General features: G+C 37.4%; 22 protein-coding genes. 11 read left to right on the plus strand and 11 right to left on the minus strand.

What is annotated here, in order from left to right; translation table 11 throughout:
* Positions 1 to 69 precede the first annotated feature (69 nt).
* Both AC0L6O_RS04735 and AC0L6O_RS04740 read right to left on the minus strand, forming a co-directional pair.
* Positions 70 to 270: a Sec-independent protein translocase subunit TatA/TatB gene (locus AC0L6O_RS04735; protein ID WP_341228499.1), complete on the minus strand. Its 201-nt coding sequence runs from the start codon at positions 268 to 270 to the stop codon at positions 70 to 72.
* Positions 271 to 337: 67 nt separating this feature from the next.
* On the minus strand, positions 338 to 772 hold the full coding sequence (locus AC0L6O_RS04740; protein ID WP_473306706.1) for a YkvA family protein: 435 nt from the start codon (positions 770 to 772) through the stop codon (positions 338 to 340).
* A 208-nt stretch (positions 773 to 980) separates the two neighbouring features.
* On the opposite strand from AC0L6O_RS04740, the gene mdh reads away from it, so the two are divergent.
* Positions 981 to 1,919, plus strand: a complete 939-nt coding sequence (mdh, locus tag AC0L6O_RS04745) for a malate dehydrogenase (protein WP_473306708.1) — start codon at positions 981 to 983, stop codon at positions 1,917 to 1,919.
* A 108-nt stretch (positions 1,920 to 2,027) separates the two neighbouring features.
* Here mdh and AC0L6O_RS04750 read toward each other — a convergent pair whose 3' ends face one another.
* Both AC0L6O_RS04750 and AC0L6O_RS04755 read right to left on the minus strand, forming a co-directional pair.
* Entirely contained in the window at positions 2,028 to 2,450 is a 423-nt protein-coding gene (locus AC0L6O_RS04750; protein WP_473306710.1) for a secondary thiamine-phosphate synthase enzyme YjbQ, read from the minus strand.
* Positions 2,447 to 3,205, minus strand: coding sequence for an alpha/beta fold hydrolase (locus tag AC0L6O_RS04755; protein WP_473306711.1), 759 nt, complete (start codon positions 3,203 to 3,205; stop codon positions 2,447 to 2,449). The genes AC0L6O_RS04750 and AC0L6O_RS04755 overlap by 4 nt, the downstream gene beginning before the upstream one ends.
* A gap of 185 nt (positions 3,206 to 3,390) precedes the next feature.
* Here AC0L6O_RS04755 and AC0L6O_RS04760 point away from each other — a divergent pair, with 185 nt between their 5' ends.
* The 3 genes from AC0L6O_RS04760 (at position 3,391) to AC0L6O_RS04770 (ending at position 6,848) form a co-directional block, all read left to right on the plus strand.
* Positions 3,391 to 6,174 (plus strand): DUF7133 domain-containing protein, encoded by a 2,784-nt coding sequence (locus AC0L6O_RS04760; RefSeq protein WP_473306713.1) that lies wholly within the window; start codon positions 3,391 to 3,393, stop codon positions 6,172 to 6,174.
* Between the two features lie 133 nt (positions 6,175 to 6,307).
* Positions 6,308 to 6,559, plus strand: a complete 252-nt coding sequence (locus AC0L6O_RS04765) for a type II toxin-antitoxin system ParD family antitoxin (RefSeq protein ID WP_473306714.1) — start codon at positions 6,308 to 6,310, stop codon at positions 6,557 to 6,559.
* Entirely contained in the window at positions 6,552 to 6,848 is a 297-nt protein-coding gene (locus AC0L6O_RS04770; RefSeq protein WP_473306716.1) for a type II toxin-antitoxin system RelE/ParE family toxin, read from the plus strand. The genes AC0L6O_RS04765 and AC0L6O_RS04770 overlap by 8 nt, the downstream gene beginning before the upstream one ends.
* Before the next feature lie 99 nt (positions 6,849 to 6,947).
* On the opposite strand, the gene aspS is transcribed toward AC0L6O_RS04770, so the two are convergent.
* Together aspS and AC0L6O_RS04780 are read right to left on the minus strand one after the other, a co-directional pair.
* Positions 6,948 to 8,696 (minus strand): aspartate--tRNA ligase, encoded by a 1,749-nt coding sequence (gene aspS / locus AC0L6O_RS04775; protein WP_473306717.1) that lies wholly within the window; start codon positions 8,694 to 8,696, stop codon positions 6,948 to 6,950.
* Between the two features lie 82 nt (positions 8,697 to 8,778).
* Complete coding sequence (locus AC0L6O_RS04780) at positions 8,779 to 9,516, minus strand: lysophospholipid acyltransferase family protein (protein WP_473306719.1); 738 nt, start codon at positions 9,514 to 9,516, stop codon at positions 8,779 to 8,781.
* 191 nt (positions 9,517 to 9,707) lie between these two features.
* Here AC0L6O_RS04780 and AC0L6O_RS04785 point away from each other — a divergent pair, with 191 nt between their 5' ends.
* The 3 genes from AC0L6O_RS04785 (at position 9,708) to AC0L6O_RS04795 (ending at position 12,270) form a co-directional block, all read left to right on the plus strand.
* Positions 9,708 to 10,688 (plus strand): acyl-ACP desaturase, encoded by a 981-nt coding sequence (locus AC0L6O_RS04785; protein ID WP_473306720.1) that lies wholly within the window; start codon positions 9,708 to 9,710, stop codon positions 10,686 to 10,688.
* Positions 10,689 to 10,768: 80 nt separating this feature from the next.
* Positions 10,769 to 11,893, plus strand: a complete 1,125-nt coding sequence (locus AC0L6O_RS04790; protein ID WP_473306722.1) for a hypothetical protein — start codon at positions 10,769 to 10,771, stop codon at positions 11,891 to 11,893.
* Positions 11,890 to 12,270, plus strand: coding sequence for a VanZ family protein (locus AC0L6O_RS04795; RefSeq protein WP_473306723.1), 381 nt, complete (start codon positions 11,890 to 11,892; stop codon positions 12,268 to 12,270). The genes AC0L6O_RS04790 and AC0L6O_RS04795 overlap by 4 nt, the downstream gene beginning before the upstream one ends.
* A gap of 17 nt (positions 12,271 to 12,287) precedes the next feature.
* Here the strand turns inward: AC0L6O_RS04795 and AC0L6O_RS04800 are convergent, their stop codons facing one another.
* Entirely contained in the window at positions 12,288 to 13,490 is a 1,203-nt protein-coding gene (locus tag AC0L6O_RS04800; RefSeq protein ID WP_473306724.1) for a redoxin family protein, read from the minus strand.
* 287 nt (positions 13,491 to 13,777) lie between these two features.
* Here AC0L6O_RS04800 and AC0L6O_RS04805 point away from each other — a divergent pair, with 287 nt between their 5' ends.
* The gene (locus AC0L6O_RS04805; protein WP_473306726.1) at positions 13,778 to 13,900 is read left to right on the plus strand and encodes a hypothetical protein; all 123 of its coding nucleotides are present in this window, start codon (positions 13,778 to 13,780) and stop codon (positions 13,898 to 13,900) included.
* Between the two features lie 15 nt (positions 13,901 to 13,915).
* Here the strand turns inward: AC0L6O_RS04805 and AC0L6O_RS04810 are convergent, their stop codons facing one another.
* From AC0L6O_RS04810 to AC0L6O_RS04825, 4 genes are all read right to left on the minus strand, one after another.
* The gene (locus AC0L6O_RS04810) at positions 13,916 to 14,767 is read right to left on the minus strand and encodes a pirin family protein (RefSeq protein WP_473306727.1); all 852 of its coding nucleotides are present in this window, start codon (positions 14,765 to 14,767) and stop codon (positions 13,916 to 13,918) included.
* Between the two features lie 12 nt (positions 14,768 to 14,779).
* Positions 14,780 to 15,496, minus strand: coding sequence for a pirin family protein (locus AC0L6O_RS04815; protein ID WP_473306729.1), 717 nt, complete (start codon positions 15,494 to 15,496; stop codon positions 14,780 to 14,782).
* Between the two features lie 60 nt (positions 15,497 to 15,556).
* Positions 15,557 to 17,605, minus strand: a complete 2,049-nt coding sequence (locus AC0L6O_RS04820; protein ID WP_473306731.1) for a TonB-dependent receptor — start codon at positions 17,603 to 17,605, stop codon at positions 15,557 to 15,559.
* Positions 17,606 to 17,722: 117 nt separating this feature from the next.
* Positions 17,723 to 19,381, minus strand: coding sequence for a glutamine--tRNA ligase/YqeY domain fusion protein (locus AC0L6O_RS04825; RefSeq protein ID WP_473306732.1), 1,659 nt, complete (start codon positions 19,379 to 19,381; stop codon positions 17,723 to 17,725).
* Positions 19,382 to 19,505: 124 nt separating this feature from the next.
* On the opposite strand from AC0L6O_RS04825, the gene AC0L6O_RS04830 reads away from it, so the two are divergent.
* The 3 genes from AC0L6O_RS04830 (at position 19,506) to AC0L6O_RS04840 (ending at position 22,047) form a co-directional block, all read left to right on the plus strand.
* A complete protein-coding gene (locus AC0L6O_RS04830; RefSeq protein ID WP_473306734.1) occupies positions 19,506 to 20,105 on the plus strand; it encodes an IMPACT family protein in 600 nt (199 codons plus the stop codon).
* A gap of 134 nt (positions 20,106 to 20,239) precedes the next feature.
* Positions 20,240 to 21,370, plus strand: coding sequence for an ATP-binding protein (locus tag AC0L6O_RS04835; RefSeq protein ID WP_473306735.1), 1,131 nt, complete (start codon positions 20,240 to 20,242; stop codon positions 21,368 to 21,370).
* A 149-nt stretch (positions 21,371 to 21,519) separates the two neighbouring features.
* Positions 21,520 to 22,047, plus strand: a complete 528-nt coding sequence (locus tag AC0L6O_RS04840) for a hypothetical protein (RefSeq protein WP_473306736.1) — start codon at positions 21,520 to 21,522, stop codon at positions 22,045 to 22,047.
* Positions 22,048 to 22,124: the final 77 nt, after the last annotated feature.

Here is a 22,124-nt window from a genome sequence, read left to right on the forward strand (position 1 = left end):
CTTATAAAGAAAATGCAACAGTACATAATTTGCCTGCTGCATTAACTAAACGCTGAGATTGTAATAAAATTAATCGTCTCCGTTTGCTGCTTTTTCGATGTTCTCTTTAACGTCTTTAGTGGCGTCTTTGAACTCTTTAATCCCTTTCCCTAAGCCTTTGGCCAATTCAGGTAATTTTTTAGCACCAAAAAACAATAATATAACAAAGACGATTACGAATATCTCTGTTCCTCCAAGGTTCCCTAAGAATAATAATGTAGCTAATTCCATGATATTTTCGATATATAGTATAAAACAAAGATAAATAAAAGATACGTAAATTTTGAAGAAACTATGGTCAATTGATATCTTTATTCATTTCCCACAGTTCAAACTTCTCCACCTCTTCCCGCATGTTCTGCAAAACAAATGTAAGTAAGGCAATGTCATCTGCATAACCAAGAAAGGGTAAGAAATCAGGCAATAGATCAATTGGAGAGATAAAATAGACAAGACTTGCAATCATGATGATCAAACTTTTCAATTCAATATCACGATACTCTCCCGAAGCATAGGCTTTTACCAAGCTTCCTATGGTTACCACTTTAGTTCTGATGGAATCAAATACTCCACCCACACCTAAATCTTTAGACTTGTTCAATGCATTTCTTAAAAGAGCTAAAAGACTCTTTGAATTCTTTGAAATTCGGCTGGCTTTGCCTAAAGAACTTTTGTAAAAAATAGAATTGAGAACTCTTGAAATTAAGTTGTCGGTTTGGTTATTTGAACTCATTAAGATTGCTTTTTGATGCTAAAACAATGGTAACTGGTAAAAAATTACATTTTACGCTACTTTTCTCAAAAATAGCGTACATACTTTTGGTTTAAGCCCTTTGGAACAATATTTTTGTTGAACAATCAGGGATTTACCCGTTTGGAAATAATATTATAATCGTGTGATTCTCAAAAGGAAGGAGAATTACTAAGAAAATACAAATTAAATGAAAGTAACTGTAATAGGTGCTGGTGCAGTAGGTTCTACTGCCGCTGACGTGATTGCTCGCAGAGAAGTAGCTGACGAGGTAGTTTTATTAGACATTAAAGAGGGGATAGCAGAAGGGAAAGCAATGGACCTAATGCAGACTTCTTCAATTGAAGGTTTTGACACAACTATAGTTGGGTCTACAAATGATTATGCTAAGACTGCAAAGTCTGATGTGATTGTGGTTACTTCTGGTATTCCTAGAAAGCCAGGTATGAGCCGTGAAGATTTAATTGGAATAAATGCGGGTATCGTAAGAACGGTAGTTACGGCAGCTTTGGAAGTTTCTCCTAAGGCGGTTATTCTTATTGTTTCTAACCCAATGGATACAATGACTTACCTAACGTATCAAATAGCTCAAGAAATGGGAATTTCTAAGAAAAGAGTTCTTGGTATGGGTGGTGCTTTGGATTCTGCTCGTTTCCGTTACAGATTAGGAGAAGCTATGAACATGTCTACAAATGACGTGAGCGGAATGGTGATTGGTGGTCATGGTGACGCTACTATGATTCCTTTAACTAGACTAGCTACATGGAATGGTCTTCCTGTAAGCAGATTCTTGAAGTCTGATGATTTAGCTGATGTAGCTGCTAAAACTAAAGTAGGTGGTGCTACATTGACAGGTCTTTTAGGAACTTCTGCATGGTACGCTCCTGGAGCTGCAATTTGCCAAGTAGTAGAAGCTATCTTGAGAGATGAGCAAAGAATTATTCCATCTTGTGTTTACCTAAACGGAGAGTACGGACAAAAGGATATCTGTATTGGTGTACCTGTAGTTCTAGGAAAAGGTGGATGGCAAAAAATTGTCAATGTAAGATTGAGCAATGAAGAAAAAGCTGCTTTTGAAGCTTCTGCGGCAGCAGTAAGAAATATGAACGAAGCCTTAAAAGGTCTTTAATTCATAAATCATATAAAAGGTAAAGCCACGATTCTGAAAGGAGTCGTGGCTTTTTTGTGCCAAGATGTTTTATGTCTTTAAAGTTTCAGAAGAGGGTTATTTAGGAGTTTAAATACCCCAGGCTGTCAAAACCAGACTTCTACCCGTATCTGCATTGCGATGTTCGCACAGATAAATGCCTTGCCAAGTTCCGGTGTTTAATTTTCCATGAGTTATCGGAATTTGAACAGAGCTTCCAAATAAGGAAGCTTTAATATGAGCAGGCATATCATCAGAGCCTTCATAATTATGCTCATAATAGGGAGCATTTTCAGGAACCATCACGTTTATGTGTCGTTCAAAATCACCTCGAACAGAAGCATCCCAGTTCTCATTTAAAGTGAGCGATGCAGAAGTGTGTTTGATGAAAACTTGAAGCACGCCTACGTTAATTGCCTTTAGCTCAGGAATACTCCTCAAAATAGTATCCGTTACTAAATGGAAACCTCTAGGGTAGGCTTTCAAAGTGATTTCTTTTTGGAAAACTTTCATAGAGCAAAGGTTGAAACAACTTCCACAAATTCTTTAGGTTTAGTGGCGTGTACCCAGTGATTTGCACCTTCTATTTCTATCAATTCTGCATTGACATATGTTTTTTTAATAACATCAAAGTCGCCATCTTTTATGTAATTAGATGCTGAGCCTTTGATGAATAATACAGGTTTGTCAATTTGTTTGTTGCCAATTATTTCTTCACCAACGTTTTCTAGCTCTTTGCTAAGCGTAGGGATGTTTATTCTCCAGGCGAAGCCATCATCTGTTCTATAAATATTTTTTAAGATAAACATCCTTTCACCCGGGTCAGAAACATATTCGGAGAAAATGGTCTCGGCTTCTTTTCTACTTTTTAAAGTGTCTATTGGAATAGCATTTAGCCCCGCTATAATTTTGTCGTGGTGCGTAGGGTAATACTTAGGTGCAATGTCAACTATGACTAACTTCTCATAGTTATCATATTTTTGAGCATACTGAAGTACTGTTTTTCCGCCCATGGAGTGTCCTAAAATTATAGGATTATCTATTTTTTCTGATTCAATAAACTCCGCTAAATCATCTGCCATGAGTTTATAATTATGCTCTGTGGAAGATGGCGATTGACCATGGTTTCTTGCGTCTAGTATGTATACCGCAAAACCTGTGCTTGCGAGTTGTTTGCTTATCGTAAATAAATTGTCTGACGAACCCAGAAATCCGTGAAGGATAATAAGGGGTTTCCCTTCGCCTACTTTTCTAAAAAATAATTTCATGCTTATATGCTCTTATATACTTTGGTCGCAATTTACTTTTTCAATATTAAAATAGAAGCTGCTTTTGCTGTAAAATTATACTTTGACATGAAAAAGACTTGATTCGTCTATTCTAAACTGTCTGTATTTGAAAACCGAATAATAGCCCCTAATTTGCTAGCTCTCAAACCTATTGAAACCTTAAAATGGAATTTAAAAGACTACCTAAATTAGGATTGGCGGCTTTAGTGCTGTCCGCCACCTTATTAACCGACTGTAAAAAGCCTCAAACAACTTCGGTTATGGAACTTACCGATGACCTTGCTGAAGGAGAAACACTAAGTTTTACAAAAGAGGGTTACCCTATCATTCCACTTCCAGAAGAAGCGGATACTACCAAAGCTTATTGGAAAGGAATTGACTTAAGTCCGCAAGCCCCTGTTTTACCGCTGTCTGTTAAAGAAGAACAAAAGCGTTTTGTATTGATGGATGGCTATAAAATGGAGCCGGTATTGGCGGAGCCACAAATAGAGCAACCTGGAGCTATTTCTTTTGACGGTAACGGGAGAATGTATGTTTTAGAATTGCGAAGCTACATGCTAACCGCAGATTCAGAAGGTACACTAGAGCCAACTAGTGGAATATCAAGATGGGAAGATAAAGACAACGATGGTGTTTATGAAACAGGTGGGATGTTTGTTGATAAGCTTGTTTTTCCACGTTTCGTGTTGCCTTTTGGTCCTGATGCAATATTGACGATGGAATCGAATCAAGATGTGATTTATAAATTTACAGATACAGATGGTGATGGTAAAGCGGATAAAAAAGAAGCCTTTACTGATAATTTTGGTAGGTCTGGAAATGTAGAGCATCAGCAGGCTTTCTTGTATTGGGGCATGGATAACTGGCTATATAGTACCGTAAATGCCTTTAGAATTAGATGGACGCCAAACGGTGTATTGAGAGAAACCACTGGAAATAATAATGGACAATGGGGCGTCACGCACGATGATGATGGCAAGATGTGGTTTCAAGGCGGAGCAAGTGGAATTCCTTCGCATTTTCAGTATCCAATTCACTTAGGTGATTATAGTGTTAAACGAGAGGTGGAATTGCAGGAAGGTTTTGATATTCCTTATGGAGAGCCTATGTATATAGCCGATATGCAAGGTGGTATGGCTGCTGTTCGAGAAAATGAAGGCTCACTAAATAGAGTTACGGGAGCGGCAGGAAATGACATTTACAGAGGAGATAGATTGCCGAAAAACCTTTACGGTCAATACTTTTATGGAGAGCCTGTGGCTAGAATAGTGAGGCAAATAAATGAGCATAGAAGTGGCGGATTAAGTGAACTTCAAAACGTTTATCAAAAAGAAGAAGCAGAATTTATTCGCTCTACCGACCCACTTTTTAGACCAGTAGATATGACTACTGCTCCAGATGGCAGCATGTATATCACAGATATGTATCATGGTATAATTCAGGAGGGGCAGTGGACGCCAAAAGGGTCATACTTAAGAGCTAAAATAGAACAATATCAGCTAGATAAAGTAATAGGTTTAGGAAGGATTTGGCGACTTTCTTATGAAGGAATTGAGCGAGATAAGACGCAGCCAAGAATGTTTGACGAGACTTCGGCCGAATTAGTAAAGCATTTGTCTCATCCAAACGGATGGTGGAGAGATAAGGCTCAGCAGCTTTTAGTTTTAAGACAAGATAAATCTGTAGTGCCTGAACTTGAAAAAATAGCAAAGAGTGGTTTTAATTTAGAATCACGTTTTCATGCACTTTGGGTTTTAGAAGGTTTGGACGAGTTAAAACCAGAACTAGTGCGTGAAATGATGACAGACCCACATTACAGAATGAGAAATATGGCTCTGTATGTTTCAGAGTCGCTGTATAAAAAGGGAGATAAGAGTTTTGCGGCCGATTACATCAAAATGACCAATGACGCTAATGTAGAAGTTAAAGTGAGGGCTTTAATGATTGGTAATATGTTTAAAATACCGGGTATTTTAGAAGCCGCTAAAGCGACTTTAGCAGCGGACTCTTCAGCTGGAATTGAATTAGTAGCGGATAATATTATCAATCCCCCTAAAACGCAGTATTCTTATTTTGGCAAGAAAGACCCAAACCATTCGGAGGAAGAAAAAGTAAGGATTGCTAAAGGACAAAAGATATATCAAGAACTATGCTCGCAATGTCATGGAACAGAAGGACGAGGGACACCAGTTGGCGATGGCTTAATGGCTCCATCATTTGTAAGTAATAATAACCTGAAAGGGCACTCTGACTATGTGGTTAAAACTATTTTAAGAGGATTGACGGGAGAGATAGATAACAAAACATATGAAGGTGTAATCATGGTGCCAATGGCAGAAAACTCGGACGATTGGGTGGCTTCGGTAGCGTCTTTTATTCGTTTTTCGTTTGATAATAACGCTTCGTTAGTGAGTACAGATGATGTGGCAAGGGTTAGAAAAGCTACAGAAAATCAAAAATCTGCTTATCAGTATGAAGCTTTAAAGGCATCAGTTCCGGTGGAATTAAAGTTAAGTTCTGATTGGAAAGTTACAGCGAGCCACGCGGTGCCAGTACTAAAAGGTGGAACGGGAAAGCCAGTAGGAGCCTTGAGTTTTGAAGGTTGGTCTACAGGTGTTCCGCAGGAACCGGGTATGTGGTTTCAGATAGAATTCCCTGAGGTGATTTTCGTTTCTGAGCTGCAGTTTACTTCACGAGGGATTCGTCAAGGACACTGGAGAGAACGCCTGCCTTCTATAAAAACGCATCCGCGTCAATTAATCATAGAGACATCAAAAGACGGTAAAAAGTGGACGCAAGTATTTAGCGGCGAAGGCTCTGACAGCCCAAACATGATTCGTCTAAAAGAATCGGAAGGGAAGTTTTTAAGAATGCGACAAACGGGCAGCCATGAAAAAGGAACCTGGGCTATGAGTGAGATGAAAATATTTGGAAAAATGAAAAGTTAGAATAGTATTTTGCCAAAAACGAAAGCCCCTTGACTCAAAATGAGTCAAGGGGCTTTCGTTTGTTAATCAGTACAAACCATCATTTTTGGAAGAAATACCAAGAGTTGGTATATTTGGTGTAAACTAAAATGATATGGCAAAAAATACATCAGTACTTATTGGTCAGCATTTTCAGGATTTCATTTCTGAGGAGGTAGCTTCTGGAAGATATACCTCAGCAAGCGAGGTGGTTAGAGACTCTTTGAGACTACTGGAAGATGAAAGCAATAAAAGAAAAAAGCTGGAAAAGCTTCTCCAAGAAGGAGAGGATAGCGGTGAGGCAAAGCCATTTGATTTAGAGACCTTTAAACATAGAATGAGCGAAAAGTATGTAAAACATGCTTGAGTTAAAGCTTAGACCACTTGCCGAACTAGATTTAGAAGAGATTTGGCTTGATAGCTACGTAAGTTGGTCTGAAGAACAAGCCAATTATTATATTACAGAAATACATTCTGCTTTTAATCGAATCCAAAGGGAGCCACTACTTCTTGGAAGAAAATGTGAATTCAATGGATTAGACTATTTTAGATACAATGTGCAGTCACATGCAATATTTTATAGGATGATTTCTGCAAACACAATCCATGTTATCCGGATTTTGCATCAAAAAATGGATTTACCTGAGCATTTATAGGGAGTTAGATATTAAAGAAAGAAAGTTCAGCTTATGTCATGAAAAAGCCCCTTGGTTCAAAATGAGTCAAGGGGCTTTTTTTATAAATTAAAGCTCGAATTAAGCCTTCACATCAATTCCAAGTTCTCCCAATTGCTCATTAGAAATAGGAGAAGGAGAATCAATCATGACATCTCTACCACTATTGTTTTTAGGGAATGCTATGAAGTCTCTTATGGATTCTACGCCACCGAAAAGCGAACAAAGTCTGTCAAAACCAAAAGCAATACCTGCATGCGGAGGTGCTCCATATTCAAAAGCACTCATTAAGAAACCAAACTGAGCTTCTGCTTCCTCTGGCGTAAAACCTAATAGGTCAAACATTCTCTGCTGAAGAGGTTTTTCAAATATTCTGACAGAACCACCACCTACTTCAGTACCGTTAATTACCATGTCATAGGCATTTGCACGTACAGCTCCTGGGTCAGAGTTAATTAAGTCCATATCTTCAGGTTTTGGACTAGTAAACGGATGGTGCATCGCGTGCCATCTGTTAGATTCTTCGTCAAATTCTAATAATGGAAAATCTAAAACCCACAGTACAGAGAATTTATTTGGGTCACGTAGTCCAAGCCTTTCACCCATTTCTAAACGAAGTTCGTTTAGTTGCTTTCTTACGGTATTGGTTTCACCAGAAAGCATTAAAATCATGTCGCCAGGTTTGGCATCAAATCTTTCTAGGATGGCTTTTTTATCTTCTTCTGAGTAGAATTTATCTGCCGAAGACTTGGTGCTACCATCTTCATTGTATTTAAGATAAACCATGCCTTTGGCACCTACTTGCGGTCTTTTTACCCACTCAGTAAGTTTATCTATTTCTTTTCTGGTGTAGCTAGCACAGCCAGTAGCGTTAATTCCAACAACCAATTCTGCTGCATCGAAAATTCCGAAACCTTTGTTTTGAACTAAATCGTTTAGCTCCACAAATTTCATTTCAAAACGCGTATCAGGCTTATCCGAACCATAATATTTCATGGCATCAGCATAATCCATTCTTGGAACTTCTGCTAGGTCAATATCTTTAACAACTTTGAAAAGGTGACGAATCAAGCCTTCAAACATATTCAGGATATCCTCTTGCTCCACAAAAGACATTTCACAGTCTATTTGTGTAAACTCAGGCTGACGGTCGGCTCTTAAATCTTCATCTCTAAAGCACTTTACTATTTGGTAGTAACGGTCAAAACCCGAAACCATCAAAAGCTGTTTGAATGTTTGAGGTGATTGTGGCAAAGCGTAAAACTCACCTTGGTTCATTCTGCTTGGCACCACAAAATCACGAGCACCTTCCGGTGTTGATTTTATCAAAACAGGCGTTTCCACCTCTATAAAGTCTTGTTTGTCAAGAAAACTTCTAGTTGCACTTCCTATTTTATGACGAAGTTTAAGTTTTTCTCTAACCGGATTTCTTCTTAAATCAAGGTAACGATACTTCATTCGAAGCTCATCACCGCCATCAGTTTTATCTTCTATTAAGAATGGAGGAAGTTTGGCAGGGTTTAAAATTTTAAAATCTTCTACCAGCAGTTCTATTTCGCCCGTAGCTATTTTGTCATTTTTAGCCTCTCTTTCTTTTACAGTTCCTGAGATTTGTAACACAAACTCTCTTCCTACACCACGAAGGCTTTCAATTATAGCATCTGAAGAAACACCTTCCTCTACTATTAACTGTGTAATTCCGTATCTGTCTCTCAAGTCCACCCATAGCATGCCACCTTTATCTCTGGTTTTTTGCACCCAGCCGCATAGTGTAACAGTTTGATTAACATGAGAAAGTCTTAGTTCTCCACAGGTATGTGTTCTTAACATTCTTTTTGAAATAAAATTTTGGACTGCAAAATTAAGGAATTGCCGTTTGACGGACTACAATTTTCCGCTATTAGTCGCTTTGCTACAAATTAGCTAAGCAATTTTCTATTTGACTTTTGGCATCTTCCAATATAGCTTCTGGCGTTAAGCCATTCGGTTCTATTGGTTTTAATGAGGTATAAATCATCGGTGTGAATGATGTCAATGGGAAAACACCGGTTGGGTTAAATACGCCAGTGCCTTTAATGGCCAATGGTACTACTAAGGCATTTGGGCATCTTTTTAAGAGTACGGCTACGCCACCAATTTGAAATTCTTTAAGCTTTCCTGTCTTAGAGCGAGTGCCTTCTGGGAAAATGGCAGCAGAAAAATTATTTTCATGCACGTATTTTCCAAGCTTCGCAATCTCTACTACGGCCTTTTTACCATCCTTGCGGTCAATTAAAGCGGCTTTACTCTTTCTTAAATTATATGAAATGCTTGGGATGCCTTTGGCCAATTCTTTTTTAGAAACAAACAATGGAGTGTGCTGTCGCCAATACCAGATGATGCCTGGGATGTCAAACATACTGCTATGATTGGCAACGAAAATGATAGGTTTATCAGTAGGCAATGGGTGACTTTTTATAGCTTTGGTAGTAGAACCAGTCAATAACCAACCTTTGACTATAAAGAAGTTGAGTCCGTTTACTGACCATTGGTGTGCTTTCTGGCCACCAATATTAAAACACAACCATTGTAAGCCATGAAAGAATATTAGAACTATGGAAAAGTAGGCTAAGTAAACAACGCTTAGAATGTAATCGATCGCTTTTTTCATACTTTAATAAGAGTGAACACAAAGATAATTTTTTGGCATGACTTATATCATTCTTTCACTCATCTAATATTACTTATCTTTGTAGTACAATTTGCGTTTATTTACGTAGGTTATATTGTAAAGAAACCAATCATATCAAGAAAAATCGCTATCTTAATAGGAAATAGTGATGAACCATAAAGAAAATTTATATGAATTTACCAGCTTCACGTATTGAAGTAATGAATTTTATAGGACAAAAAATGGACGAGATAATCGGTCAATTTTTAAAGCCTATTGATTCTAACTGGCAGCCGTCTGATTTTCTTCCAGAGTCAGACTCACCAGACTTTTTACCAGATATTAAACTTTTGCAAGAAGAGTGTAAAGAATTGCCATATGATTACATGGCAGTTTTAATAGGAGATACCATTACAGAAGAGGCTCTGCCTACCTACGAAGCTTGGCTTATGGGTTTAGATGGCGTTGATTCTGTAAACGACCCACAAGGTTGGGCCAAATGGGTAAGATGGTGGACCGCAGAAGAAAACCGTCACGGAGATTTGCTTAATAAGTACTTGTACCTTTCTGGTAGAGTGAATATGAAGCAAATGGAAACTTCAACTCAATATTTAATAGCTGATGGCTATGATATTGGCACAGGTGCCGACCCTTATAAAAACTTCATTTATACCTCTTTTCAAGAGTTGGCCACTAATATTTCGCACAGAAGAACAGCTTCACTTGCCAAAACACATGGTAACAAAACACTCTCTAAAATGTGTGGAGTAATAGCTGCAGATGAGATGCGTCATTATAGAGCGTATAAGTCTTTTGTTAACAGAATATTTGAAATTGACCCATCAGAAATGATGATTGCTTTTGAGGATATGATGCGTAAGAAAATAGTAATGCCTGCTCACTTTTTAAGAGAGTCTGGTGTGAAAATGGGTGATACCTTCGCTCACTTTTCTGATGCTGCTCAGCGTTTAGGTGTTTATACTACCATAGATTACATAGAAATCATGGAAGGTTTGATAGCAGACTGGAAAATTGAGAATATTACCAATATTACAGAGCAAGCAGAAAAGGCAAGAGACTACGTGGTTAAGTTACCATCAAGATTAAGAAGACTAGCAGAAAGAAGTAAAGTTCCTGAGCTAGAATATGAGTTTAGTTGGATTAGTAGATAATACTTTTTAAGAGATATTGAAAGTAGCGTTTAACGACGCTACTTTTTTTATGCCTTATATTTACATACAAATTATATGCTATGAATAAACTATTCTTCATAACCACATTTCTCTTAGTAGGATTGGAGTCAGTAGCTCAGAACTGGAATAAGGTAGATAGTGCTACCCCAAACTCAAATGTAACAGATACCGTTTGGCGTAGTGGGCCAGTTTTAATTTCAGATTATTTAAAAAATCCGGCAAATAACAAGTTTGGAGTTGTGGCTAAATATGACTCTACCAATAATAGGGGAGTTTTTATTTCTCTTAATGAGCCAGATGATTATTCTAATGAAGATGGCGATAGTACACGTGTAGGTTTGGTGCTAGATGATGGTGAGAGTCATGCAGCTTTGGTGGCAAATAACTATGCTAATTTTCATGAATCTGTGACAAATACAGATGTGCATAATAGTACCTCCGAGTTTAATTATTTCAGAGGTTTTTATGAAGGGTATGGCTTTAGAGACGGTGGGGCTATGGAAAGAGCAGCCACCCTGAGGCTTTCAGGTGCATTTGGAAATAATGGAAGAGCGTATTCTAATAATCAGTATGACCTTTTAAACCTTCGTTTTTTTACAGCTAATACTCCAGGGAATCTGGCAACTATTACTAATTTTTACGCTGTAAGAATGGAGGATTTTAGAGGTCTAAATGTTGGTATGATAGAAAATGGCTGGGGTATTTATATGAAACCCAATGTGCTAAGTAATTACTTTGGTGGTAAGGTTGGTATTGGTGTTGATAGTCCCACTGCAGCTTTAAGTATAGTTTCAGATACATTAAATCCATTAAGTCTTTCTGGTTTAAAAGTTGACACAGCAGGTACAGACCTTTCGCTTATGAGTGTAGATGCTGCTGGCGTGGTTCATTCAAAGTCTTTACAGTCATTGAATGAGAATTTTATGGAAGTAATGACGGCTATAACATTAGATGATAATACTTTTCTTTATGTGCATAAAGGCGGAGATGTAGTTTATACGTTGCCAGCGGCAAATACTAGAACGGGCAAGACTTGGAAAATTGTCAATATCGGTTCTGGGTTAATTACCTTTTCGCAGCCGTATTATGAAGGAAACGAAACCCGAGATACTTTGACTAACAAAGCAGGAGCATACAGCATTGAGCTTTTTTCTGATGGCACTAATTACATTGCAATTAAATGATTAAACGTATTATTGGCTTTTTTGAAAAGCCTTATTTAGCAGTTTTATTTAGTCTTTTAATTCTTGGTTTGTGTAGTATGCCAAGTGAAGAGTTACCCGGTGATGTCAATGATAAATTAGCCCATTTTGTGGCTTTCGCTGGCATTTCGTTCTTATGGTTATGGGTGTCAAAAAGCTATTTGAAAGTTATTATACTTTCTGCTCTTTTTGGTTTAGTAGTAGAGTTTATTCAAGGAGCATTGCCAGAGTATTTTCACCGTTCTTATGATTTGATGGATGCTCTGGCTGATGGAATTGGCGTATTGATAGGAGCTGTTTTATACTTTGCTGTGGTCAAAGTGTTAGGCATAAAAAAAGGGAGCAAAGCTCCCTTTTAAATAATTATATCTTTAACCTATTTGCCTTCAACCCATTCTACCATTTCGTTATAAACGGCATCTGAAGAGCCTAAAAAGCCTGTGCTTTTATGTTTGATGTTTCCATCTTTATCAATACAGAACTTGGCAGGTATGCCTTCTACACCATAAGCTAGTGCTGTGTTGTTATTTAAATCTAATGGAGGGTTAAGATATTGGTAACCTCTTTTATCCACAAAGCTTTGTACGTGACTTTTCCATTGTTCTGGAGCTACTCTTTCAAAAGTGTTGATGAAAAGGAAGACTACATCAGGATTGTCAGCATATTTGTCTTGAGCTTGTTTCATTCCAGGGAATGAACGAATACATGGCCCACACCAAGTAGCCCAAAAGTCAATGATAACAGTCTTACCTCTCATATCAGAAAGTTTTACCTGCTCACCTTTTAGGTTAACTAAATCAAAATCTGGAGCGGGCGAACCTTCCATTCCTGCTGATTGTCTGTCAATAGTCTCGATGAAAATCTTGGCGAAATAATGGTCTTGACCTTCAGCTACTAATTTGTCTTTTAACTCAGCCAAGTAAACACCATCAAGTTCTGGCGTTAAAAAATTATTCGCTGCAATTATGCCAGAAAGCGAAGTGCCTAACTCAGAAATCAATGGTTTAATAGTTTCTCTGTTATTATTCAACGCCATTTGATATTGACTTCTTAATTCCTGTTGTGCTTTTGGGTTTTTAGCATTTTGAAAATCAGCTTCTAATGACTGGCGAAGTTGACCGAAGTTTTGAACCTCCGTCATGATTTTATTAAAGGTTTCAATTTTTGGAGAACCAGTAATATTATATTCTGGCATTTTATCAGGAGCAGCCATACCGTCCGCAACTATATCAAGAATTTCACCCCCATCTAAAATTAAGCCGATTACTTGCTGACCTTCCATATTGATTTGGTAGATGCCTGGTTCAGGAATTGTGGTGTCAAAGTGGAATTTTAAGTCTGAGCTAATATCTGAGGAATCCACTCTAGTGGGAATATTTCGTTCACTCATTCGCTCTAAGTAAACTTTATCTACCAAATTGTTTTTTAACGTTCCGTTTATAACTATCGGAAGGCTTTTGCTTGTAGTTACCTCGGTAGTAGAGTCGGTGTTGTTTTGCGAGTTGCAGGAAAAACTAAAAAGTGCTAGAAATAGGAATGTTCCAGAAAAAACTTTTAAAAGATTCTTTTTTATCGTCATTGCTTGTATATAAATCATTTCAAACTTAGTAACGTAAATTTCGATGATATGTTCCAATTTATTAAGCTCTCTTTAAATTAATTCAGTTGGAAAAGTTTACATAATGCTGATTTGTGGTGTTTAGTCTATGAAAGTGGGAAATGTGCTTACTTAGTATCTTTGGAATAATAATTTATTTACATTTGTGTATAAATGAGGGAGAAATCTAAAATCACTTTTGTGACGTATAGATATTAAGTAGGTCTAAAGGGCGTACTTTTTTATTTTAAAAGCTTACTTCAAGACAAATGACAATACGTGTAAAGAAAAAATATAAGAAGCCAGTTGTTACAAAACTTGGTGCGGTTAATAAGTTAACGCTTAAGACAGGTTCTGTTTCAGATTTTGGTGCTAACCAGTTCCAACCTTAGGTAAAAAAACGGGTATCACATGATACCCATCTTTCCCATTTTATAATCTCGCATAGCCTGCATTATTTCTGTGGTGGTATTCATCACAAAAGGACCATGGCTTTCTACTGGCTCATTCAACGGTTTACCATAGGCCATAATTAACCTGCTGTTTTCTTGAGCTTCTATTTCAACTTCCTCTCCTTTGTTTTCAAAATCGACCAACTGATTATTGATAGCAAGCTTTCCGTTAACCAATATTTCTCCGTTTAATACATAGAAAAGTAGGTTCTCATTCTCTGGTATCATGAAAGATTGCTTTCCTGTTTTCTTTCCTTCTATATTCAGGATTGTCAATTCCGTGATAGATTTGGAAGGGCCATTGATATCTTCCAATTGACCAGAAATTACCTGCGTACTTATTAGACCATCGTCTGACTTTAATACAGGAATCTCCTCTTTTTGAAACCCTTGGTAGCTTGGTGCGGTCATTTTTAGTTTTCCAGGAAGATTCATCCATAGCTGGATGATTTCCATTTTACCACCATTTTCTCTCATGGCTTCTGGAATATTCTCCGAGTGCACTATTCCTCTACCTGCGGTCATCCATTGTACACCACCGGGATTTATCACAGATTTGAAACCTTGGCTATCAGCATGCTCTATGGAGCCTTCATAAATGAAGGTGAGTGTTTCAAAACCACGATGTGGATGCGGACCAAATGGCAGTCCTTGATTATAAGGCAGAAACTCATGTGGGCCATGATGATGAACTAGTAAGAATGGGTCAATGCTAGAAAAATCATGGTTGGGTATAGGTTGATGCATGTAATGCTCACCTACTTGTTGCCTTCCAGTACTTAATATTCTTTTGATTTCTTTTTTCATTGCTGTACCATTTTAAAATGTCATAGGAACTTCAATTGCTAATACTTTACTGTCTACGGAAGCTTTAACATCAAGTGCGTCAAACTCCCAAACACCGAATCCATCTCTTTTGGATAGTTTTTGATTATTAATCTCAACCTCACCTTCTAAAATAAAAAAGTAAGTGCCATTCCCTTTTTTATTCAATGTGTACGGAATGCTCTTCCCAAGCTCGATATCTGCCATTGAAAACCAAGCATCTTGATTAATTTTTACTCCTTTGTCTGAGCTGTTATCAGGAGAAACCACTTTTTGAAATTGGTTTAAACGCTCTTCTAAAGGGAATTCCTGCTGGTCGTAATTTGGTTTTATATTTTGCTCTTTTGGAAACACCCAAATCTGAAGAAACTTGACAGGTAATTTACTGCTCTTGTTTTTCTCAGAATGCTCTACACCTGTTCCGGCAGACATAATCTGAACTTCACCTGTTTTTATAACCGCTTTATTTCCTATGCTGTCTTGATGCTCTAATTCACCTTCTAAAGGGATAGAGACTATCTCCATGTTACTGTGTGGGTGTTTTGAGAAACCCATGCCACCAGAAACCTGGTCGTCATTCAATACTCGCAATGCTCCAAAGTGCATTCTTTCAGGATTATGGTATCCTGAAAAACTGAATGAATGATGAGAATTTAGCCAACCATGATTTGCATGGCCTCTGCTATCGGATGCGTGATATATGCTGTTCATTGTTATACTTATTTGTATTTAATGTTACAACATATATAATTGAAATTAGTTCAATTTGACCTAAAAACTAAAGGCAAGAGAGACACCACCATTCCAATTTCTTTTAGGCGAAGGATTATAATACCTACTCCCAAAAGCGTTGATGTCATTTCCTAGGCTGTAATCTTGGTCTAAAAGGTTTTCTCCGCCAGCGTAAACCTTTAATAGCCATGTGTCAATCTTCTTTTGCCAGCCTATTCTTGAGTTGAGTAAGAAATATTTCTCCGAGTATACTGTATTGGCATTGTTCAGTGGGATTTCATCGGTGAAGTTCAAATTGTTGTTCCAAAATATACCAGAAGCGTGAGCATAGTCTACAGAGAAATTAAAGGTCTTTTTAGGGACAGATGGAATAAGGTTTCCGTCAAAAATGTTCTCATTATCTGTGAATTCTAGATATTCATAATCCTTTAAATCGGCAGAAAATAGGAGGTGTAAAGTGGCCTTAGTGGAAATGCTCTTTTCATAATCAAGTAAAAGCTCTAAACCCTTTTGGCTTGCTTTACCGGCATTGGTGAAAATGTCTTCATCATCAATACTTCCTCTTACTATAGCGTCATTTAATTGAAGTGAATAAGCATTGATTTGATAAGTCAAACCACTTTTGGAGCCTTTGATGCCTAATTCATAATTAGTGCCTGTTTCTGCATTAAGTCTCGCAATATTAGCTAATGGATGAAAAATGGTAACAACCTCCTGCACAGTAGGAGGAGAGAAGCCTCTTCCAATGCTCCCGAAAATAGAAAGAGCAGGATTAAATGATTTTAAAATAGAGAACCTTGGCATTACTGGTACGCCACTTGTTTCGCTCTTTATTTTCAAGCCACCTTCGCGGTCATAATCATAAGATTGTTTATTTAAACTAAGGCCAGCCGTCAAAAATACTTTAGACGGTAACTCCGCTTCTAATTGCCCAAAAATAGAACCCTGAAAAGCATCTACAGATTCTATGAATTGAACATCTCCAGTTTGTCCTCCATTATTGTCATAAACTTCAAACTTTGAAGATGTTTTTTGATATTCTAAGCCCAATACAGCTTTCGTTTTTACTCGGTTTTCTGAAAGAACGAATACGTTTTTATTTCTCGCTCCAATTGATTTTTGGTCTCTTTTTTCAAAATTGGTAATGAAAGGATTTTGAAGTTTTGTGGCATTCCCAAACAAGGAAATTGTCGAAGTAAATCTATCGTTAAATTTTACCTCTTGCGATACTCCCAATGAGAACAGTTTCTGATAAATAGCGGCATTTTGTTCTTCAGAACTTGGTGTGAAATTGGTTGCCTGCCTTGCCCATCTTGGGTTTTCGTTTTTTTGGTCGAGGTTTAGTCCGCCCGGAGTTTGATAATATAAATCGGAATAAAAACTGTTTAGGTGCAACGTATATTTATCAGTGAGGTATAGGCTGGTTCTGTAGTTTAAAACATCTCTTCGCATTTTAGAATGGTCTCGGTAGCCGTCGGTTCTAGCATGTGAGTAGCTCAAATACGTGTTTGCTTTTTCTGAAGCAGTACTGAAGCTTAGGCTTCGGTTTTGAGTGTTAAAGGAACCAAAATGTGTTTTTAGCTCTAGTTTGTTTCTTTTTTGGTCGGCTACCTGAGCTGCTTTACCATCTAGTAAGATAACTCCACCCATACCAGCTCCATAAATACTAGCTGACGGCCCTTTTAGAAGTTCCATGCTGCCAAGGCTGTTTATGTCAAGAAGGTTGAAATACGAGACACCGTTTGCATCTGTAAACGGAATTTCATTCCAATATACTTTTACATTTCTTACGCCAAAGGGAGAACGAACAGAGCTGCCACGAATAGAAATCCTATAGCTACCCGGCGAGCGTTCTTCCATTCTTACCCCTGGGTATTGATTTAGAATTGGCAGTATGCCGTTATTGTCAAAACGCTCAATGCTTTTGGCATCTATCACATGCACTGGGGCAGCCACTTCGCTAATGTTTCGTTGAGCCTCAAAAGCCGTTACAGTTACTTGATTTAAGTTTTGCGTACTATCAGATGGCGTTTGAGCTGTGGCAATGTACTGACAGAATAATAATAGAATTATAGCTTTAAATTTCATTTCTGAATGAGTAAATGAATGGTTGATGCTACAAAGCTAAGGAAATAGCTAAAGGCAAAAGAGTAGGGTATAAAAAAAGGCGAACCGAAGTTCGCCTTTTTGTTAGAGAAATTGTCTCTATTTCTTTTTCCAGCTGTCCCTCATGCCCACAGTCTGGTTGAATATTATTTTATCCGCCGTACTGTCTTTGTCCAGTACATAATATCCTTTACGTATAAATTGAAATTTATCTTCCAGTGTAGCGTCTTTCAAACTCGGTTCGCCGTAAGCTTTTAAAACTTCTAAAGAGTTTTCGTTAAGAATATCTCTAAAGTCGCCATCGTAACCAGCTACATCTTCTTCTTTGAAAAGTCTATCGTAAACGCGAAGTTCTAATGGAACGTTGTTTTTCTGACTTACCCAGTGAATTACACCTTTGCATTTTACACCAGATGTGTCTTGTCCACTTTTGCTGTTTTCTATAAAGCTACATTTTAGCTCTATCACTTCACCATTTTCATCTTTGATAATGTCGTCGCACTGAATGATATAGGCTCCTTTAAGTCTTACTACACCACCTGGTTTTAGACGGAAATATTTTTTAGGAGCTTCTTCTAAGAAGTCTGATTTTTCAATGAAAATTTCTCTGTCAAAAGGCACCATTCGGCTCCCGCTGTTTTCATCTTCAGGATTATTGTCAATTTCGCAATCTTCTGTTTGACCTTCAGGGAAATTTGTAATGGTAACTTTTAATGGGTCAGTTACTGCCATTACTCGTGAAGAGATTTTGTTTAGATGGTCTTTGATAAAGAATTCTAACAAACTCGCGTCAATCATGTTGTCGCGTTTTGCTATGCCTATCCTATCACAAAAATCTCTAATTGATTTTGGTGTATATCCTCTTCTTCTTAGTCCAGAAATAGTAGGCATTCTTGGGTCGTCCCAGCCATTTACATGGTTTTCTTCTACCAAAAGTCTAAGCTTACGCTTACTCATTAAGGTATAGCCAAGGTTTAAACGGGCAAATTCGTACTGTTTTGAAGGGAATATTTCTAGTTTTTCAATAAACCAGTCGTATAACTCTCTGTGAGGGACAAACTCAAGTGTACATACAGAGTGGGTTATTTGTTCAATAGAGTCTGACTGGCCATGAGCCAAATCATACATAGGGTAGATGCACCATTTGTCGCCAGTACGGTGATGCTTCGCAAATTTTATTCTGTAGATGATAGGGTCACGCATAAGCATGTTGGTAGAGGCCATGTCAATTTTGGCTCTCAATGCTTTGCTACCTTCCGCATGTTTTCCATCACGCATTTCTCTGAAAAGCGTAAGGTTTTCTTCTATACTTCTATCTCTAAACGGGCTATTGGTGCCAGGAGTAGTAGGTGTTCCTTTTTGAGCAGCAAGCTCTTCTGAGTTGCTGTCGTCTACATAAGCTAATCCTAGGTTTATCAGTTTTTCGGCATACTCATGAAGAGTATCAAAATAATCTGAAGCGTAATGCTCGCTAGCCCAGTTGAAGCCTAACCATTTTACGTCTTCCTTAATAGAATCAACGTATTCGGTGTCTTCCGTTACTGGGTTGGTATCATCAAAACGCAAATTAGTTTTTCCTCCATAAGACTCTGCTAAACCAAAATTTAAACAAATAGACTTTGCATGTCCAATATGTAAATAGCCATTTGGCTCAGGTGGAAACCTAGTAAGTATAGATTTGTGTTTCCCGGAGGATAAGTCGTTTTCAACTATCTCCTCAATAAAGTTTAAGCTTTTTTCTTTTTCCTCGTTTGCCATTGTGTTATCTCCTTGCTTACTTCTCTTAAATACGAGAGTATGCCTTATTTGGTCTTTAACTTTAAAATTAAAGCCTAATTTTGACTTTATAAGGCGGCAAAAATACTTAAGAATTCCTTAAAACATGTCTATTTCTGATACGTATTTCACTATTTCTAAACCATCGGTAAGTTTATTTAAAGATAAGGGGAGCAAGTTCTATGGTTTTGCTTTTCCGGTGGAAGATGAAGATGATATTAAGTTTCACTTAGATGAGACCAAAAAGCTTCATCCTAAGGCACGGCATCATTGTTTTGCTTACCGTTTGGGAACCAATGATGACAACTTTAGAGCCTATGATGATGGAGAACCGTCAGGTTCGGCAGGTAAGCCAATATTGAATGTTTTGCTGTCGCAAAACCTAAGAAATGTTTTTATAGTGGTGGTTAGGTACTTTGGCGGAACGCTTTTAGGCGTGCCCGGACTTATCAATGCCTATAAAATGGCGAGTATGGAAGCATTGGAGGAGGTCAAACTAGAAGAAAGAACCATCAACGAGTCACTTCAACTTTCTTTTAATATTCAATACATGAATGAGGTGATGCGGATAATCAAAAAATATGAACTCAATATTTTATCGCAGGACTATACGGATAAATACATATTGACCATTGAGGTGAGACTTTCTCTTCTTGAAGAGGTCAAAGAGGCCGTTTTGGATTTAAGGTTTGTGGAGCTGGAGTGATTTTGATTCTTATGAACCCGTTTTCGTTAATTGCGTCAGTATGATGACGGTATTTAGCTAAATTGCGTCAGTGTAATGACGGTATTTAGCTAAATTGTGTCAATTAAGCTATATTTGCATCAAATCTATTGAGTATGATAATTGAAAGAAAACTCTCAGCATCTATTAAAAATACACTTGTTCAAGGAAAAGTAAATGTTATTTACGGTGCCAGACGCGTAGGGAAGACATTCTTTATGAAGCACTTAATGGCCGAACTTAATCTAGATTATATATGGCTAAATGGGGAAGTTCCAGAAACGCAAACGATAATTAGTGCTCGAAACTTAAACGAGTATAGGAATTTAATTAGCCATAAGGAGATTCTGATAATTGATGAAGCACAAGAGGTGCCTAATATTGGCAAAGCTCTAAAACTGATGGTAGATGAGTTTCCTAAAGTGAAAATATTGGTAAGTGGCTCTTCTGCATTCGACTTAAATAATAATCTGGGTGAGCCGCTTGTGGGGCGAGCTTATTGGTATGAAATGTTTCCGTTGGCACAAATGGAACTTGATAAAGTTGAAAATTTGATAGAAACTAAGCAAAGGTTAGAAGAACGTTTGGTTTATGGTAGTTACCCGGAGTTGTATTTAACGGAGGGCTTACAAAAAAAAGAGGAATACATGCGAGACTTGGCTAATGCTTATTTGTTAAAAGATATCATCGCTTTTGATGGGATAAGAAATTCTGGGAAAGTAATGGACTTACTAAAATTGTTGGCTTTTCAGTTGGGAAAAGAAGTTTCATTGCAGGAGCTTGGGAAACAATTAGGCATGAGTAAAAATACCGTTGAAAAATACATTGACCTACTTGAAAAGGTTTATATCCTTAAGAGAATTGGAGGTTTCTCCCGAAATTTGAGAAAGGAAATATCTAAAACGTCAAGGTATTATTTTTGGGATAATGGTGTTAGAAATGCCGTAATTGGTGACTTTAGACCGCTTAGTAGCAGAAATGATGTAGGAGAATTATGGGAGAATTATCTAATGACTGAAAGACTCAAAAAGATCAAATATGATAAAACATATAGTGAAACATATTTTTGGCGTACTTATGACCAGCAAGAGATAGATTGTGTGGAAGTAAATTCTGAAAAGTTGTATGCCTTTGAGTTTAAATGGAGTAATTCCAAAGCAAAGTTTCCTGTAGCTTTTAGAGAGGCATATCCTGAAAGTGTTTTTGAAGTGATTTCTAAGGATAATTATTTGACCTTTATTAAATGAGGCTAAGTTGATTTTAGAACTGTCTTTAAATTCTACTTTAGTAAGATGATAGTTAATCTTAAGGAGAGGCAAGCCTCCTAAATTTCAAAGTCTAGATTTAGGTATGATTATTGAATAAGTTTTATGAAAAAACGATTAATAATTCATCGATGAAAAATCTACTTTTCGCCTTTCTGATAATTTTCACTTTTTCATGTTCAAAGGATTCTGATTCGGAGATGGAGCCGGAACAACAGTCTACGTTAAATATTGTGGGTACTTGGGAATCGGATTATGTTTTTACTGTTAGTCAAAAAAGTGGTGCTAATGTTCTGAATTCTACCATCAACTCACCAGATGGCAGTCAAATAGTTTTTATGAAAGATGGTACTTTCACCATGAATAAATTCTCCATAGGAGATTATGGCTTTGATTCTTTTAGAGCAGGTACTATCAATGGAACCTATACATTGATAGCAAATAAAGTAACCTTAACCACGGAAGCGGGTGTAAAGCACAGTTTTACCGCTAGCATAGCGAATGTTACAGAACTTGAAATAAATTTGACGAAAGAGTTAATAAAAGAAAGTTTGGAGGCTAGCAAAACAGCACTCTCAACAGAAGCTTACGAAACCAAGACGTCCGCCATTTCAGTTTATACGAGATATGACCAGCAGGCTTATTTTACTAAGAATTAGGTCTAGACTAAGATAAATCATTGACTCTTGCAGGTCTTGAAAAAAAACAAAGTTTGGCTCTCTGAAGAAGCGTATAA

The sequence above is a fragment of the Arcticibacterium sp. GJ41-1 genome, from assembly GCF_055808875.1.

Excerpts from the sequence above, each read along its gene's own strand:
- AC0L6O_RS04735 (WP_341228499.1), bottom strand. The coding sequence starts at position 270 with ATGGAATTAGCTACATTATTATTCTTAGGGAACCTTGGAGGAACAGAG.
- AC0L6O_RS04740 (WP_473306706.1), bottom strand. The coding sequence starts at position 772 with ATGAGTTCAAATAACCAAACCGACAACTTAATTTCAAGAGTTCTCAAT.
- mdh (WP_473306708.1), top strand. The coding sequence starts at position 981 with ATGAAAGTAACTGTAATAGGTGCTGGTGCAGTAGGTTCTACTGCCGCT.
- AC0L6O_RS04750 (WP_473306710.1), bottom strand. The coding sequence starts at position 2,450 with ATGAAAGTTTTCCAAAAAGAAATCACTTTGAAAGCCTACCCTAGAGGT.
- AC0L6O_RS04755 (WP_473306711.1), bottom strand. The coding sequence starts at position 3,205 with ATGAAATTATTTTTTAGAAAAGTAGGCGAAGGGAAACCCCTTATTATC.
- AC0L6O_RS04760 (WP_473306713.1), top strand. The coding sequence starts at position 3,391 with ATGGAATTTAAAAGACTACCTAAATTAGGATTGGCGGCTTTAGTGCTG.
- AC0L6O_RS04765 (WP_473306714.1), top strand. The coding sequence starts at position 6,308 with ATGGCAAAAAATACATCAGTACTTATTGGTCAGCATTTTCAGGATTTC.
- AC0L6O_RS04770 (WP_473306716.1), top strand. The coding sequence starts at position 6,552 with ATGCTTGAGTTAAAGCTTAGACCACTTGCCGAACTAGATTTAGAAGAG.
- aspS (WP_473306717.1), bottom strand. The coding sequence starts at position 8,696 with ATGTTAAGAACACATACCTGTGGAGAACTAAGACTTTCTCATGTTAAT.
- AC0L6O_RS04780 (WP_473306719.1), bottom strand. The coding sequence starts at position 9,516 with ATGAAAAAAGCGATCGATTACATTCTAAGCGTTGTTTACTTAGCCTAC.
- AC0L6O_RS04785 (WP_473306720.1), top strand. The coding sequence starts at position 9,708 with ATGAATTTACCAGCTTCACGTATTGAAGTAATGAATTTTATAGGACAA.
- AC0L6O_RS04790 (WP_473306722.1), top strand. The coding sequence starts at position 10,769 with ATGAATAAACTATTCTTCATAACCACATTTCTCTTAGTAGGATTGGAG.
- AC0L6O_RS04795 (WP_473306723.1), top strand. The coding sequence starts at position 11,890 with ATGATTAAACGTATTATTGGCTTTTTTGAAAAGCCTTATTTAGCAGTT.
- AC0L6O_RS04800 (WP_473306724.1), bottom strand. The coding sequence starts at position 13,490 with ATGACGATAAAAAAGAATCTTTTAAAAGTTTTTTCTGGAACATTCCTA.
- AC0L6O_RS04805 (WP_473306726.1), top strand. The coding sequence starts at position 13,778 with ATGACAATACGTGTAAAGAAAAAATATAAGAAGCCAGTTGTTACAAAA.
- AC0L6O_RS04810 (WP_473306727.1), bottom strand. The coding sequence starts at position 14,767 with ATGAAAAAAGAAATCAAAAGAATATTAAGTACTGGAAGGCAACAAGTA.
- AC0L6O_RS04815 (WP_473306729.1), bottom strand. The coding sequence starts at position 15,496 with ATGAACAGCATATATCACGCATCCGATAGCAGAGGCCATGCAAATCAT.
- AC0L6O_RS04820 (WP_473306731.1), bottom strand. The coding sequence starts at position 17,605 with ATGAAATTTAAAGCTATAATTCTATTATTATTCTGTCAGTACATTGCC.
- AC0L6O_RS04825 (WP_473306732.1), bottom strand. The coding sequence starts at position 19,381 with ATGGCAAACGAGGAAAAAGAAAAAAGCTTAAACTTTATTGAGGAGATA.
- AC0L6O_RS04830 (WP_473306734.1), top strand. The coding sequence starts at position 19,506 with ATGTCTATTTCTGATACGTATTTCACTATTTCTAAACCATCGGTAAGT.
- AC0L6O_RS04835 (WP_473306735.1), top strand. The coding sequence starts at position 20,240 with ATGATAATTGAAAGAAAACTCTCAGCATCTATTAAAAATACACTTGTT.
- AC0L6O_RS04840 (WP_473306736.1), top strand. The coding sequence starts at position 21,520 with ATGAAAAATCTACTTTTCGCCTTTCTGATAATTTTCACTTTTTCATGT.